Genomic DNA, 15,001 nt, shown 5'->3' with positions numbered 1-15,001 from the left:
TTAGCCCTAAACATTACATTTAGAGGTCACCGAAACGGCACCACGAAGCGGACCTGACCGACGCCACCTCTCACAGCAGCAACTTCAGGATCTTGTTCGACGGACGATCGCAATAGACGAGTAGTCGCACCGGATACCGAGGTTCCGAGATCCATAGTAGATGGAGACCCGCCGGGTGATGCAGCCCGGCGGGGCCAGCGCGCTACAGCCGTTTCCTGCCGGTGATCATGGCCTTCACAAGATTCTCCCGGTGCTCGAAGCTGGCCACGGCGACGCCGGCGAGGTGCAACCCGACCAGTAGGATCAGGACGTTGGCGGCCGCCTCATGGACGTCCGCCACCCACTCGATGCCCCAGAAGGCGTCAGTGGTCATCATGAACCCTGTCGTGCAAGCAACTGCAAGACCCGCGATCAGCGCAATGGTCATGGCGCCGCCAGCGGGATTATGCCCTAGATAGCGCTTTGCTTTTAGACGCAGGACGTCGCGCAGGTAGGCCAGCACCATCGAGGGCCGGCAGACGAAGTCGGTGAAGCGCGCATGCCTCGTGCCGATAAGGCCCCAGACAAGCCGGACCGCCAACAGGCTGATGATGACATAACCGCTGGCCAGATGGACGCTCTTCACCTCGTCCCCAGTCAGCCAGGACGTGGCAAATGCGGCCACCAAGGCCCAGTGAAAAATCCTGACCACTGGATCCCAGACCCGCGTAGCGACGGGCCGGGTTGCGGAGCCGGCCGCAACATCGTCGAACGCTGTCATCAATCCCCCTTTGAGGCGCCGACGACCTCGCCGCTGACCGGGTGGAGGAAGACCTCAACCTTCGCCCCGGCCTTGTCGAGGGCATAGGCCTCATAGCACCCGTTCTCAGGCTTTATCCGGCGAACCTCGTAGCCGAGGTCCTTCAGCTTTGCCTTGGCCGCGTCCTGGCTCATCCACTGGGCGCGGGGCGCATCGCCGCAACTGGGGTCATCGTCGGCAAAAGCCGGCGCAGTGGCGGCCAAGCACATCGCGATCAGGCCGGTCGTCATCAGAAAACGCATGATTTGATCTCCAGCAAGGGCGCCGGGTGATTGCCCGGTTACGATATCGACCGTACGAGAGTGGCGCTGACAGATCCCTGACGGGGCTTGTCAGCGAATTGTCAGCTTGAAAGAGGCAATCTCGCGCGCGATGGCATTGATTCGCCCAATCCTGGCGCTGCTCGCGATCCTGGCGTTGTCACCGTCGGGCTTTGCCGATGATCATGATCGTGCGCGGGCAGCGCGCGATCGGGGTGACATCCGGCCATTGGAGGATATCTTGCCGTCCGTGCGGCAGCGCTTCCCTGGCGACATCGTGCGGATAGAACTTGAGAACGAACATGACCACTGGATCTATGAGATCAGACTGATCTCTCCGGACGGACGGCTCTTGGAGGTGGACGTCGACGCCCGCAGCGGCGACGTGGTCGAGGTCGAGGGACAGTAATGCGCGTCCTTCTGGTCGAAGACGACGACAGGATCGCCGGTGACATCACGGAGAGCTTGTCCCGTGCCGGATACACGATCGAACGGGCGACAGATGGCGAAGACGCCTGGTTCCGTGGCGACACGGAGGAATTCGATGCGGTGATCCTGGATCTCGGACTGCCGAAGCTGGATGGCCTGACCGTGTTGAAACGCTGGCGGATGGCCGGGCGCGGCATGCCGATCCTGGTACTGTCCGCCCGCGGCACCTGGGCCGAACGCGTCGACGGCATCGATGCCGGGGCCGATGATTATCTACCGAAGCCCTTCAGGATCGAGGAGTTGCTGGCGCGTCTGCGGGCGATCATCCGGCGTGCGGCCGGACGAGCGGGACCGATCCTCGAGAATGGCCCGGTCGTATTGGATCCACGGCAGATGAAGGTGATGGTCGACGGCGTTCCGATCGCCCTGTCACCGCAGGAATACCGCCTTCTTTCCTACCTTATGCACCATGCGGGACGCGTCGTCCCGCAACTTGAGTTGACCGAGCATCTCTATGCCCAGGACTATGAGCGGGACTCCAACGCGATCGAGGTGCTGATCGGACGCCTGCGGCGCAAGCTCGGGGTCGACTTCATCGAGACCCGCCGCGGCTTCGGGTACTTGGTCCACGAGTCCACCGCATGAGACATCGGTCGCTTCGCCTGCGCTTGCTCGTAGCAGCAGCCTTGTCCCTGACGATGGCCCTCGTGGTGGCGGGCTTCGGTTTAGTCCTTCTCTTTGAGCGCCATGTTGAGCGCCGGATCGACGAGGAGCTGGACAACGATCTCCGCCAGCTGGCGGGTGCAATCGGCTTCGACAGCGTCGGCGATCTTGCACTTACACAGCGTCCAGCCGATCCACGCTTCGGTCAGCCGTTGAGCGGACTGTACTGGCAGATCACCGACGAGACGACAGGGCAGGATCTCAGATCTCGCTCACTGTGGGACTCCTCGCTCAACCTGCCGACCGATACGTCTGACCTGACCGCGGTGCATCGCCATGTGCTTCCGGGACCGGCCCACGCCACGCTGATCCTGCGCGAACGGCGCGTCGCGATCTTGCAGAGCGGCGCCCAGCACATGCTGCGGATCGCGGTAGGTATCGATCAGGCAGATGTCATCCGGGCTAGCCATGACTTCGCAGGCGATGTCGCGCCCTCGCTAGCATTGTTAGGCTTGGCCTTGTTGGCGGCCGCCTGGGTACAGATCCTGGTTGGGCTTCGCCCGCTCGAGGCAGTGCGCCGGGGCGTCGAGGCGGTTCACGCCGGCCTAAGGTCGCGCCTGCCGACAGTCTACCCCGACGAGGTCCTGCCGCTCGCGAACGAGATCAACGATCTGCTCGACGCGCAGGATCGCGCGATCATCCGGTCGCGCTCCAGCGCAGCTGATCTTGCGCACGGGCTGCGCACGCCCCTCACCGTCCTGGGTGCCGACGCACGCCGGCTGCGGGAACGCGGGCTGGATGATGTTGCCGGCGAGATCGAAGCGCTGGTCGAAACGATGCGCCGGCACGTCGAACGGGCCATTACAAAGGCCCGGCTGCGCCCTCATCGCGGCGCGGCCGCTTCTCTTCGGGCGCTGGTCGATCGCATCATCGGGATTGTCGGGCGGGCTCCGAGAGCCGCCGACCTGGCTTGGGAAAACAAGGTCCCGGACGATCTCAAAGTGGCTATAGACGCAGACGATCTCGCGGAGCTCCTGGGAAACCTGATCGAGAACGCCACAAAATGGGCGGGCAATCGAGTCCGCGTCGCGGCGACGGCCCTGGATGGGGTGCTCGAACTGACTGTCGAGGACGACGGCCCCGGCATCCCGGCAACGCAACGGGCTTCGGCGCTCCGTCGGGGCGTCCGACTTGCCGCCGATCAAGCTGGATATGGGCTCGGCCTCGCGATCGTAGGCGATATCGTCGAGACCTATGCTGGATCGCTGCGGCTCGAGGACAGCGCTATGGGAGGGCTCCGCGTTAGTGTGACGCTGCCGATGCGCGAAAGGGAATGAGCCCGAGGCTGCACAGTTTCGACTCACCGGGGATGTGACCTCCGGGCGCCTCTGCGGAGTTGCGGCGACTGACGTTAGTCCGCTTGTCGCGAGTGCACTCTCCACCTCATCTGCTCATGGGTGGGCGACCGTTGATGATAACGACTGGTCGTTGATCGAGATCAAGGTGGCCATCGGCAGAGAGGCATTCTCTTTTCTCCAATGCCGACGACAGAGAGGGCCGGAGAGCCTCTTCTTGGAGGCTAAAGTTATGGCTTCGCAAGGCCTGTGGCCGGCAATGGGGCAGAACGGCGAAACAGAGAAACGCCTGAATCCATCCGAGGAGAGTTCACATGGCCGTCGATCGAGCCGTTCTGATGTTTTCGGGCCTGATGGTGCTCGTGTCTCTATTGCTCGGCTCCTACGCCTCCCCCTCGTGGTATCTGTTGACGGCCTTTCTGGATCTCAATCTGGTGCAGTCCTCGATTACCGGATTCTGTCCGGCGGCTATCGTCTTCCGGATGCTGGGATTCCGGTCCGGTCCAGCTTTCGAGTAGGCAATCGGGCCTCTTCACCGGATCGCATCCCATGTCCCAATTGAAGCTTCTCTTTCTCGTCTTCGTCGCCGCCCTTCTTCTCGCCAGCGGCTGGGGTGCTGTCGCCAGCGAGTTCACAGTGACGGCGGTCTCGATCCCGGAGATGAAAGCTGTGTTCGGCCAGGTGGAGAGCCGGACCGTGGTGCCGGCGCGGGCTCGCATCGGCGGCACGATCCGAGAGGTCGGGGTCACCGAAGGCAGCGAGGTGAAGGAAGGGCAGCCGATCGCCCGCGTCGTCGATGACAAGCTCGCGCTTGAGCTCGATGCCGCCGATGCGAAGATCAAGGAGCTCCAATCTCAGCTCGAGAACGCCCGGACGGAGCTGGACCGGACGCAGCAGTTGCTCTCGCGCGGCGTGATCAGCCAGAGCCGCCTCGACCAGGCCAAGACCCAGTTCGACGTCGCGTCGAACCAAGTCGCGGCCGCGGAAGCGGACCGGGCGGTGATCGCGCAGAGAACCAGCGAAGGCGCCATCCTCGCGCCCGCGACTGGGCGGGTGCTGACCGTCCCTGTGACCCTCGGGTCCGTGGTCCTCGCCGGCGAGGAGATCGCCCGGATCGCCAGTGGCAGGTACTATCTGCGCCTGTCGCTTCCCGAGCGCCACGCGACGGAGATTCAGGAGGGCGACACGGTGCTGATCGGCCAGCGCGGCCTTTCTCCGTCGAAAACTGGCGACGTCGGAGCCGCCCGCCCCGGACGGATCGCCAAGGTCTACCCGGAGATCGCCGATGGCCGCGTGATCGCCGATGTCGAGGTCCCCGGCATCGGCGATTATTTCGTCAACGAGCGCACCCTGGTCTGGATCCCTGTCGGCGAGCGCGTGGCCGTTGCCATTCCTCCCTCGGCCATCACGACGAAGCACGGCATCGACTATGTGCGCATTGCCACGGCCGACGGGCCGCTGACCGTCGCGGTGATTCCCGGAGAGACCTTCGAGAACGGCGACGGGCCACGGGTCGAGATCCTGACGGGGTTGCGAGAAGGCGACCACGTCCTGCTGCCGGACGCCGCGAAGTGAGGCTCGGGATCGCCGGCCATCTGACGCGCGCCTTCATCGCGTCGCCGCTCACGCCGCTGATCCTCATAGCCGCCCTTGCCCTCGGCCTCGTCGCCCTCGTCACGCTGCCGCGCGAGGAGGAGCCGCAGATCTCCGTGCCCATGGTCGACATCCGGGTCGAGGCCGACGGGCTGAAGGCAGAGGATGCGGTCAAGCTGGTCACCGAGCCGCTCGAGACGATCGTCAAGAGCATCACCGGCGTCGAGCATGTCTATTCCCAGACCGAGGACGATCGTGTCGTCGTCACCGCCCGCTTCCTCGTCGGCACCGGCGCCGATGCCGCGATCCTGCGGGTGCACGAGAAGATCCGCGCCAATTTCGACCGGATCCCGGTCGGCATCCCCGAACCGCTGATCGTGGAGCGCGGGATCGACGACGTCGCCATCATCGTCGTGACGCTCGCGCCCGTGCCCGACACGGCGGACCGCTGGACCGCCAACGACCTCACCCGCATCGCCCGGGAACTCCAGGTCGAAATCGCGAAACTGCCCGACATCGGCCTTACCTACATCGTCGGGGAGCAGCCCGAGGAGATCCGGGTCGAGCCTGTGCCGGAGACGCTGTCGCTCTACGGCGTCACCCTGCAGCAGCTGGCTGCCAAGATCGGTGGAGCGAACCGTTCCTTTCAGGTGGCCCAACTCCGCGAGGACGGCAGGCAGCGCATGCTGGTCGCGGGCCGGACCCTGCAGACGGCGCCGGAGATCGGCAACCTCTTCGTCACCGCCCGCGACGGGCGGCCGGTCTATGTGCGTGACGTCGCCAATGTCTCCCTCGTCACCGAACCGAGCGAATCCCGTGTCACCGAGATCCGCCGGACCTCCGGCGGGCTCGACCGCGCGCCCGCCGTGTCGCTCGCCATCGCCAAGCGCCCCGGGACCAACGCGGTCGCCATCGCCGATGCGGTGACGAAACGGCTCGACCAGGCCCGGGGCCAGATCTTCCCGGATGACGTCGAAATGACGGTCACCCGCAACTATGGGGAGACCGCCAGCGAGAAGGCGGACGAGCTCCTGTTTCACCTCGGGCTCGCCACCCTCTCGATCGTCGTGCTCGTCGCCGTCGCGATCGGCTGGCGCGAGGCGCTGGTGGTCGCCGTCGTCATCCCGACGACCATCCTTCTGACCCTCTTCGCCGCCCGGCTGATGGGATACACGCTCAACCGGGTGAGCCTGTTCGCGCTGATCTTTTCGATCGGCATCCTGGTCGACGACGCCATCGTCGTGATCGAGAACATCGCCCGCCACTGGGCCATGCGGGACGGCCGGACGCGCGTCCAGGCGGCCATCGATGCGGTGGCCGAGGTCGGCAACCCGACCATTGTCGCGACCCTGACCGTCGTCGCCGCGCTGCTGCCGATGCTCTTCGTGTCGGGGATGATGGGACCGTATATGAGCCCGATCCCCGCCAACGCCTCGGCGGCGATGCTGTTCTCCTTCTTCGTCGCCGTGGTCCTGACCCCGTGGCTGATGATGCGGCTCGGGCGCCGATCGGGCGAGGCCATGCCGGCCGGGCACGGCCAAGGAGGACGTCTGGGCCGCTTTTATGTCGCGGCGGCGCGGCCGGTGCTTGAGACCCGGGCGAGGGCCTCGGCTTTCCTGGTCCTTGTCGCCGTCGCCACCGTCGCGTCCTTCGGCCTGATCTACACCCGCCATGTCACAGTCAAACTGCTGCCCTTCGACAACAAGCCGGACCTCCAGGTTGTCGTCGACCTGCCGCGGGGATCGCCGGTCGAGGATACCGACCGGACGTTGCAGGCCATGGCCGACCGCCTGGCGCCGATCCCGGAGATCTCGTCGTTCCAGACCTATGCCGGCACCGCAGCGCCGTTCAACTTCAACGGCCTCGTCCGGCACTACTATTTGCGGTCGTCGCCCTATCAGGGTGACATCGCCGTCAACTTGGTGCCGAAGGGCGAGCGCAGCCGGCCGAGCCATTCTCTCGCACTCGAGATCCGCGAGCGCCTGAAGGGCCTTCCCCTGCCCGCCGGCACAGCGGTGAAGGTGGCGGAACCGCCACCGGGGCCGCCGGTGCTGGCGGCGCTACTGGCCGAGATCTACGGCCCGGACCCGGCAACCCGGAGGGCCGTCGCGACCAAGGTGCGGCAGGCTTTCGAGAGCATCCCCTTCATCGTCGACGTCGACGACAGCTACGGCACGCGGCCCGACCGCGTTCGCATCGCCATCGATCAGGACAATCTCGAATACTATCGGGTCGAGCAGGGCGATGTGTACGACGCGATCCACACTTTCTATCACGGCACGACGGTCGGCTATTCCCACCGTGGCGGCGGCCGCCGTCCGATCCCAATCCGGATCGCCCTGCCCAAGGATCGGCAGGTGGTGGATGAGCGCACCCTGGCCGCCCCGGTGCCGGCCAACGCGTTGCCCGGCGACCGCAGCGTGGTCGAGCTGGGCGACGTCGTCACGGTGACGCGGGAGCCGGCCTCCTACCCCATCTTCCGCCACAACGGCCGTGCCGCCGAAATGGTCACGGCCGAGCTGGCCGGCCAGTTCGAGGCCCCCGTCTACGGGATGATCGCCGTGGCCGACGCGATCGGGAAGGCGGATTGGGGCGACGTGCCAAAGCCAGCGATCGCGCTCCACGGCCAGCCCGACGACGAATCCCACCCGACCCTGCTGTGGGACGGAGAGTGGGAGGTGACCTGGGTGACCTTCCGCGACATGGGAGCAGCCTTTGCTGTCGCCATCCTCGGGATCTACATCCTCGTCGTCGCCCAGTTCGGCTCGTTCAAATTGCCGCTCGTGATCCTGACGCCGATCCCGCTGACCCTCATCGGCATCATGATCGGCCACTGGCTGTTCGCGGCGCCGTTCACCGCGACCTCCATGATCGGCTTCATCGCGCTCGCCGGCATCATCGTCCGCAACTCGATCCTGCTCGTGGACTTCATCCGCCACGCTCGGAGTCCGGACCGGCCGCTGATCGACGTGCTGCTGGAAGCCGGCGCCATCCGCTTCAAGCCGATCCTGCTGACGGCACTGGCCGCCATGATCGGTGCGGCGGTCATCCTCATGGACCCGATCTTCCAGGGGCTGGCCATCTCGCTGCTGTTCGGCCTCGCCTCCTCAACCGCGCTCACCGTCCTCGTCATCCCGGCGATCTACGTGGTGTTTCGCGGCGGCGGACGAACTGTAGCCGCGCAGACTGCCGCCCCATCACCCTCAGAAGGAGCCGATCGATGAGCTACTACTTCGCCAAGACGCTGGACTGCAGCTTCGACGAGGCCGTGCGGCGCGCGACCGAAGCCCTGAAGCAGGCCGGCTTCGGCATCATCACCGAGATCGACGTCCGGGAGACGCTCAAGAAGAAGCTCGGGGTCGATTTCCGGAGCTACCGCATCCTCGGCGCCTGCAATCCCCGGATGGCGCATCACGCCCTGACCATTGAGGACAAAGTTGGCACCATGCTGCCCTGCAACGTCATCGTTCAGGACCTCGGCGGCGGCAGGACGGAAGTGGCGGCGATTGATCCCGTGGCATCCATGCAGGCGATCGAGAACCCAAACTTGCTGGAGCCGGCCGGTCAGGTGCAGGCTGCGCTGAAGGCCGCGATTCTCGCGCTCTGACGCTCTGCCAGCATTTCGACTGGGCGGGCAACCCCTCCGGCCATTTTTTTTCGAGCTGAATGGCAGACTGCGCAAAGTGATAGCGAAAGTCTCTTGATCCGAGCTCCGACTTCCGCTCACCGTGCTGCCCCGTCGGTGCGGCCCGTCTCAACGGCACCAAAAGCGGGCCTGACCCGATCCGGCCCTTTGCAGTAACCGGAAAACGCTCGATGCCCTGGCGGTCTCGGAGCACGCCCTCAAAACGTGATCGTCGTCCGCAGTCCGAGAACTGCTGCATCGCCGATCGTCTTTGAGGGATGGCTAGGATCCGGGATCCCGCCGCCGGGACTGAAGACGTATTGGAAATCCGGCTGCAACGTCCACCATGGCGTGATTTGGGCCTGATAGGTCACTTCGAGCACCGTTTCCGCGCCGCGGATCCGGCCCGGCGCTCCCGAAATGGCAACGGTGTCCGCATCGAGGTTCCTCGCCGTGTTGCCGATCCGAGCATGGATGACGCCGATGCCGGCCGTGTCGTCGGGCCGTCCTGGGATCAGGCCTTTGTAGTTCGTGCCGGCGTTGAAATAGAAATCGATCTCGTTGCGATCACTCGGTGCCGCCATGACGCGGCCGAAGATCCCGAGGCCCTCCCCCTTCCTCCCCGGGACTCGATAGACCATCTGGTCCGCGAGAGCGTAGAGACCCCAGTCTCCGCGATGGAGTAGCGACACGCCGTTACTCGCGGGACTCGCCAAAGACATGCCATCGGTTGCGAAGCGCTGATCGGGAAAGGAGTTCGAGTTGTACCAGACACCGAATTTGTAGGTGCCTGGAAGACCCGCGTCGGTCTCGGAACCGTTGATCGAATATTGGACCTCTCCGATCAAGAAGGCGCCCTTGTCGACACGGAACGAGGTGCCGGAGCCGTTGTCGTCGGGATCGCCATTGTAGAGGCCGACCAACACGGACAATTCGTCCGATGGCTGAAGCTTCAGCCGTATGCCCGGCGTCGCAAAGGGATAAGCCGGCCCTCCGGATGGCAGGTCGATCGCCGTCAATGTCGCCCAGCCGAAGCCGGAGTTGACGAAGAGCGCCCCGTATTGGCTGACGGCGAATTCCTGGTCTGCCGCTTGCTGGCCGACGCGGACCGACGCCTTGCCGCCGAGGATGGACTGTTGGTACCACAACTCGAAGAGGCGGGTAGACGGCTCCGCCTCGATCCCGCTGGCGACGTTCAGATTATCCAGATTGGTCGCGCTCAGGCCCCTTCCATGGATCTGGAAGCCGCTCACATTGAACGTGCCGCCCCCAAAGCCCAGAAACTTCTGGGTGTCGACGGAGAGTGTCGCGAGGGTCGCACCCTCATAGATCGCACCACGATGGACACCGCCGGTTGCATTGCCCAGAACCTCGCTCGTCTCCTGCACGTTCAGTCCGACCCCCATGTCCTCCAGACGGGATCTTACGCCCCCGAGATCCCCGAGCAGGGTGTCTCGAGTCCAAAAGCCGTTATCCGATGATGTCGTAAGTCCGGCCTCCGCGGTCTGGCCGCGGCCGGCCGCCGATGCCGCCTGCGCGCAAGCCGGCGATGCCATCAGGAGCCAGCAACTGAACACGGCCGGAGCTACACGAAAGCCCCAGCCCCATAGAGGCGCGCGTCTCCCGCCCGATGCGGACGTGACGAGATCTCCATGCATGGCGCGAACCTTGTTCTTGGAGGGGTGGTCTGAGGTCGAGAGCGGCACGTTCCGACCCGGATCGCATCTGCGACTGGATCCGGCGCTCCTACGGATGCCGGGAGGGCTGAGCCAGCACATGCAGCAGGACGCGTCCGAACGGGAGGTCTACCAGCCGGTTCCCCCTATACCCACCATGGACTTGATACTGGATCGCTTTCACGGGTCCTGCCTCTTGCATCCCCGACCTCCGCTGCTCGGGTCGCCAAACGGTGATCAGGATGGCGAGGAGCTTGAATCACTCCCATCCCACTGTCGTCGGCCGCCCCTGGCACTTGGTTCGTCAAGAGGTAGACGATGGTATGGCTCGAGGAGCTTCTTTGGAGTCAGTCGCAAGAGCAACTTGAGCAGGCGTCGCATCGCGGATGCTCAAGCCGGCATCCCTCTTGAGACCGCCGCTCCGGGTGACCCGGCCCACCGCGACCGCCGACGGCGGGCGCCAGGGGACTAAGCCGCTGGCGCAGCGGGCTGACGGGTGCAGAGATCACGGAAGCCTCCTGTCTGCAGGGGATGGCCCCCTGATTCAGACAGGACCCGCGATCACCGCCCAGCCAGCCTCAACTCTCCGCCCCCGCACCACGCCCATGCCGCGGCAGCGGCTTAGTCCTTTGCCCGAAACCGGCCATTATGGTCGGCTCTCAAAACCGGACACCCCAGGAGCCGACCCCAACCTGCCGATCGCGACCGGAACACGCACTCCGTCCGTATCCACTCCGCTCCGGCCGTGGGCTACGGGCCGCGGTCGAGTGCGCGACACGTACCATTGTCGCGCATTCGAATAAGATACAAGCGGTCGCCGGTTCATCCCAGCCTGGCTCTTTCCCCCGGATGATGTCCGGCCTCCCGCATCGCGAGCGCGACGACAGCACCGGACAGGAAGGTGAGCAGGCCGACACCGGCGATGGCCCAGGCCAGGCCGAAGGCGTCGCCGATGAAGCCCGCGAGCAGCGCGCCGACGGCGTAGCCGAGATCACGCCAGAACCTGTAGACGCTGAGCGAGCGCGCCCTCCATGTGGGATGCGCGACATCCGAGATCGCGGCCAGCAGCGTCGGATAGACCATCGCCGTTCCGAGCCCCAGCAGCAGGCTGGCGGCGAGCCACCAGCCGAATCCGTCCAGCGCGGCGACCATCATCAGGGCGGCGGCCTGCAGCCACATGCCCCAGATGATCAGCCCTTTCCGGCCCAGCCGGTCGCTGAGCGGGCCGGTGATCGTCTGCATCACGCCCCACACGGCGGGATAGGCGGCCTTGAGCACGCCGATCGGCTCGACGCCGAGCCCGTGCGCTGCAAAGAAGATCGGGAAGATCGCCCAGCTCATCCCGTCGTTGAGGTTGTTGACGAGGCCGGCCTGGCAGGCGGCGAACAGGTTCCGATCGCGGAAGGAGGTCCGCACGAAGACTTCCCTGAAGCCGACGGCCTCCACCTGGGGATGGCGTCCCGCCTCCTGGCGGACGTGCTCGCTGGTGTCGCGGACCAGCAGCACCGACAGCCCCAGGCCGAGCACGGCGTAGCCGATGCCGAGATAGAAGGGCTCCGGCCGCAGGGCGCCCGTCTCAGAGGCGATCCAGCCGGTCAGGAAGGCCGTCAGGCCGACCGTCAGATAGCCGGCGAACTCGTTGAGGCCGACGGCGAGCCCGCGCGATTTCGGGCCGACGAGGTCGATCTTCATAATCACCGTCATCGACCAGGCGAGCCCCTGGCTGACGCCCAGCAGCACATTGGCGCCGACGATCCAGCCCCAGCTCGGCGCCCAGATGATCAGGAACGGCACCGGCAGCCCGATCAGCCAGCCCAGGACCAGCACGCGCTTGCGGCCCCAGCGGTCCGCCATCTGGCCGGAGACCAGGTTGGTGAAGGCCTTCGACAGGCCGAAGCTGGCGATGAAGGAGGCGACAACCGTGGTGGAGGCGAGCCTGAATTCCTCCGATCCAATCAGCGGCACGACCGTCCGCTCCAGACCGACCATGCCGCCGACGAAGGCGTTGACCAGGACCAGGAGACCGAATTGCCGCCAGTTCTCGCGCAGCCCGAGCCTTACGGGCGCGTCCGATGCCGTCGCCACGCCGGCCATGGTCACGCCGCCGCGGCCGCGGCTCCGGCATTGGCGGCTCTGATCACCGTGGCCTCCGGCGGCGCCGGCGGGATCTCGGCGAGCATGAAGCGGATGAACGCGGCCTCGTCTTCGATCCGGAACGCCTCGTTGTGGCGCTTCTCGAAGCCGATGGTGGACCAGGGCTTGCCGCTCAGCCGCCGGCCGCAGACCGAGCCGGCATAGGCGCCCGGGAGCACCTCGACATGGTCCGGCAGAGCCTTCAGCCGGCCGGCGCTCCGGAACAGGTCCCTGGCGCCCTGCTCGGCGCTGACGGCGAGTTCGGTCCGCCCGAGGTCCCCGACCATCAGCGTGTGCCCGGTCAGCACGAACCACGGCTCCTCCGCCCGGGTGCGGTCGTTCACCGCTAGGCAGATGTGCTCAGGCGTGTGCCCCGGAGTGTGCAGCACGCGGGCCGTGACATTGCCTAGCGGCAGGACCTGCTCGTCCTCCACCGCGTCGAACGGGAACGCGACCTCGGCGCGCGACGACAGCACGTATCGGGACCCGGCCGCCTCGGCCAACCGTCGGCCGGCGGACAGGTGGTCGGCATGGATGTGGGTGTCGATGACGTAGTCGATGCGCATCCCGGCGGCCTTCGCCGCCTGCAGATAGGGCTCGACCGCCCCGACCGGGTCGACCACGGCGCCGGTCGCGCGCCCGCCGCATCCGAACAGGTAAGAGATGCCGACGGGATCCTGATGCAGGAACTGACGAAGGATCATGGCCTTGCGCTCCTCGCCTCGGCGGGTTAGGAACATTCAATCGTTCCGCTGAACGTTCCACTGAGGAGAGCCGGTGTCAAGCATGGGGCCAAAACAGGCGATCTTTGCCAGCCTCGCCGAGATGGCCCAGGCGCTGGGGCACCAGCACCGGCTGGAGCTGCTGGAGCACCTCGCCCAGGGCGAGCGCAGCGTCGAGGATCTGTCAGCACGCGCCACCCTCGGCTTCGCCAACACGTCGCGCCACCTGCAGATCCTGCGGCGCGCCCGGCTCGTCGAGGCGCGGCGCCAGGGCAAGCACATGCTCTATCGCCTCGCCGGCGATGCCGAGGTGGTCGAGCTGCTGCAGGCGCTGGGCCGGGTGGGCGAGCGCAACCTGGCCGAGATCGGCCGCGTGATGGCCGACTATTTCCACGCCCGGGACGCCCTGGAGCCGGTCTCGCGGCAGGATCTGATGGCGCGGCTGGAGGACGGGTCCGTCACCGTGCTGGATGTGCGGCCGGAGGACGAGTTCGCGCTCGGCCATCTGCCGGGCGCGCTCAACATCCCGCTGGCCGCGCTGGAGCACCGCCTGGCCGAGCTTCCCGCCGGCCGCGAGGTCGTCGCCTATTGCCGCGGCCCGTACTGCGTCCTGTCCTTCGAGGCCGTCGCCGCGCTGCGGGCGCGCGGCTACCTGGTCCACCGGCTGGAGGACGGCTACCCGGAATGGAAGGCCGCCGGCCTGCCGGTCGAGGCGGTCGCCTGACATGAACCACCGGCCGGAAGGCATCATGAAAGAGATCACGAGCGGACAGTCCGTTGCCGCCGAGCCGTGGCCAATCGTCGACGGCAAGGACCACGCCGCGCCATCCGTGTTCCGGCCGGAAGCCCTGCTGCGCGAGGCCCGGCGGCAGAAGGGGCTGCCGCCGCTGGCCGTGCCTGAGATCTGCGTGCTCGACCCGGACGGCGACATCGTGCGCCGCCTTCGCGCCAGCGGCGCCGGCCGCCCGCACGAGGGCTGGGCCTGCTACCACAGCGATCTCGTCACCTTCGCCCTCGACGGGGTCGGGGAGGTCGGCGTCGTCGGCTGCGCGGTGGGCGCGTCCTTCGCCGTGCTGGTGGCCGAGCAGCTCTTCGCATCGGGCTGCCGCGTGCTGATCAGCGTCACCTCGGCCGGGCAGATCGCCGAGATCGGCCCGACGCCGTATTTCGTACTGATTGACCGTGCTCTGCGCGACGAGGGCACCAGCTACCACTACCTCCCGCCTTCGGCCTTCGCCGGGGCACCGGATCTGGCGCTGCTCGGCCGGGTCGAGGCCGCGCTGGCCCGCCTTCCGGACGCCGTCGTCCATCGCGGCGCGGCCTGGACGACCGACGCTCCCTACCGCGAGACCGAAGCCGCCATCGCAACGGCCCGGGCCCGCGGTGCGCTCGCGGTCGAGATGGAAGCCGCCGCCCTCTACGCCTTTGCCACCGCCACCAGCCGGCCAGTGCTGTGCTTCGCCCACGTCACCAATGCCATGGCCCAGACGGAAGGCGACTTCGAGAAGGGCGAGGCCGACGGCACCGTCGCCTCTCTCGCCGTCATCGCCGCGGCCGCCCGCGCCTGGTCGTCCGGGGACGGTACAGTCTGAGTCGTGGCGACTGTCGCGTTCTGCCGGACCAGTCTGCCTGGTCCTTCTGGAGGGCGCCAAAGGACTAAGCCGCTGTGGCGGCATGGGCGGGCTGCGCGGACGGTGCGGTTGAGCCGGGGTGGGTCATGACGGCTCGACCTGTCTGACTCAGGGG

At 66.4% G+C, this 15,001-nt stretch carries 14 protein-coding genes; 9 read left to right on the top strand and 5 right to left on the bottom strand.

Annotated elements, in window-relative coordinates:
- Nucleotides 1-202 precede the first annotated feature (202 nt).
- Together FFK22_RS37980 and FFK22_RS37975 are read right to left on the bottom strand one after the other, a co-directional pair.
- Nucleotides 203-760, bottom strand: a complete 558-nt coding sequence (locus tag FFK22_RS37980) for a cytochrome b/b6 domain-containing protein (RefSeq protein WP_138893089.1) — start codon at nt 758-760, stop codon at nt 203-205.
- Entirely contained in the window at nt 760-1,041 is a 282-nt protein-coding gene (locus tag FFK22_RS37975; RefSeq protein ID WP_138893090.1) for a PepSY domain-containing protein, read from the bottom strand. The genes FFK22_RS37980 and FFK22_RS37975 overlap by 1 nt, the downstream gene beginning before the upstream one ends.
- 106 nt (nt 1,042-1,147) lie before the next feature.
- Here FFK22_RS37975 and FFK22_RS37970 point away from each other — a divergent pair, with 106 nt between their 5' ends.
- The 7 genes from FFK22_RS37970 (at nt 1,148) to FFK22_RS37940 (ending at nt 8,706) form a co-directional block, all read left to right on the top strand.
- Complete coding sequence (locus tag FFK22_RS37970; protein WP_221939168.1) at nt 1,148-1,468, top strand: PepSY domain-containing protein; 321 nt, start codon at nt 1,148-1,150, stop codon at nt 1,466-1,468.
- Nucleotides 1,468-2,133, top strand: a complete 666-nt coding sequence (locus FFK22_RS37965; RefSeq protein ID WP_138893091.1) for a response regulator transcription factor — start codon at nt 1,468-1,470, stop codon at nt 2,131-2,133. Before FFK22_RS37970 ends, FFK22_RS37965 begins: the two co-directional genes overlap by 1 nt.
- Nucleotides 2,130-3,488, top strand: coding sequence for a sensor histidine kinase (locus FFK22_RS37960; RefSeq protein WP_138893092.1), 1,359 nt, complete (start codon nt 2,130-2,132; stop codon nt 3,486-3,488). The genes FFK22_RS37965 and FFK22_RS37960 overlap by 4 nt, the downstream gene beginning before the upstream one ends.
- Before the next feature lie 332 nt (nt 3,489-3,820).
- Nucleotides 3,821-4,024, top strand: a complete 204-nt coding sequence (locus tag FFK22_RS37955; RefSeq protein ID WP_138893093.1) for a DUF2892 domain-containing protein — start codon at nt 3,821-3,823, stop codon at nt 4,022-4,024.
- Between the two features lie 118 nt (nt 4,025-4,142).
- Entirely contained in the window at nt 4,143-5,081 is a 939-nt protein-coding gene (locus FFK22_RS37950; protein ID WP_221939167.1) for an efflux RND transporter periplasmic adaptor subunit, read from the top strand.
- A complete protein-coding gene (locus FFK22_RS37945) occupies nt 5,078-8,323 on the top strand; it encodes an efflux RND transporter permease subunit (RefSeq protein ID WP_138893095.1) in 3,246 nt (1,081 codons plus the stop codon). The genes FFK22_RS37950 and FFK22_RS37945 overlap by 4 nt, the downstream gene beginning before the upstream one ends.
- The gene (locus FFK22_RS37940; protein ID WP_138893096.1) at nt 8,320-8,706 is read left to right on the top strand and encodes a DUF302 domain-containing protein; all 387 of its coding nucleotides are present in this window, start codon (nt 8,320-8,322) and stop codon (nt 8,704-8,706) included. The genes FFK22_RS37945 and FFK22_RS37940 overlap by 4 nt, the downstream gene beginning before the upstream one ends.
- A gap of 236 nt (nt 8,707-8,942) precedes the next feature.
- On the opposite strand, the gene FFK22_RS37935 is transcribed toward FFK22_RS37940, so the two are convergent.
- The 3 genes from FFK22_RS37935 to FFK22_RS37925 form a co-directional block, all read right to left on the bottom strand.
- Nucleotides 8,943-10,130, bottom strand: coding sequence for a carbohydrate porin (locus FFK22_RS37935; protein WP_221939166.1), 1,188 nt, complete (start codon nt 10,128-10,130; stop codon nt 8,943-8,945).
- A 1,092-nt stretch (nt 10,131-11,222) separates the two neighbouring features.
- Entirely contained in the window at nt 11,223-12,494 is a 1,272-nt protein-coding gene (locus FFK22_RS37930; protein ID WP_138893097.1) for an MFS transporter, read from the bottom strand.
- A gap of 2 nt (nt 12,495-12,496) precedes the next feature.
- Entirely contained in the window at nt 12,497-13,237 is a 741-nt protein-coding gene (locus tag FFK22_RS37925) for an MBL fold metallo-hydrolase (RefSeq protein ID WP_138893098.1), read from the bottom strand.
- A gap of 82 nt (nt 13,238-13,319) precedes the next feature.
- Here FFK22_RS37925 and FFK22_RS37920 point away from each other — a divergent pair, with 82 nt between their 5' ends.
- Both FFK22_RS37920 and FFK22_RS37915 read left to right on the top strand, forming a co-directional pair.
- Nucleotides 13,320-13,979: a metalloregulator ArsR/SmtB family transcription factor gene (locus FFK22_RS37920; protein WP_221939169.1), complete on the top strand. Its 660-nt coding sequence runs from the start codon at nt 13,320-13,322 to the stop codon at nt 13,977-13,979.
- A gap of 25 nt (nt 13,980-14,004) precedes the next feature.
- Nucleotides 14,005-14,847, top strand: a complete 843-nt coding sequence (locus FFK22_RS37915) for a nucleoside phosphorylase (RefSeq protein ID WP_138893100.1) — start codon at nt 14,005-14,007, stop codon at nt 14,845-14,847.
- Nucleotides 14,848-15,001: the final 154 nt, after the last annotated feature.

The organism is Mycobacterium sp. KBS0706 (assembly GCF_005938675.2).
Classification (GTDB): domain Bacteria; phylum Pseudomonadota; class Alphaproteobacteria; order DSM-16000; family Inquilinaceae; genus Inquilinus.
Note: the sequence above shows the minus strand (reverse complement) of the source record. Positions and strands in the feature narration are given on the sequence as shown.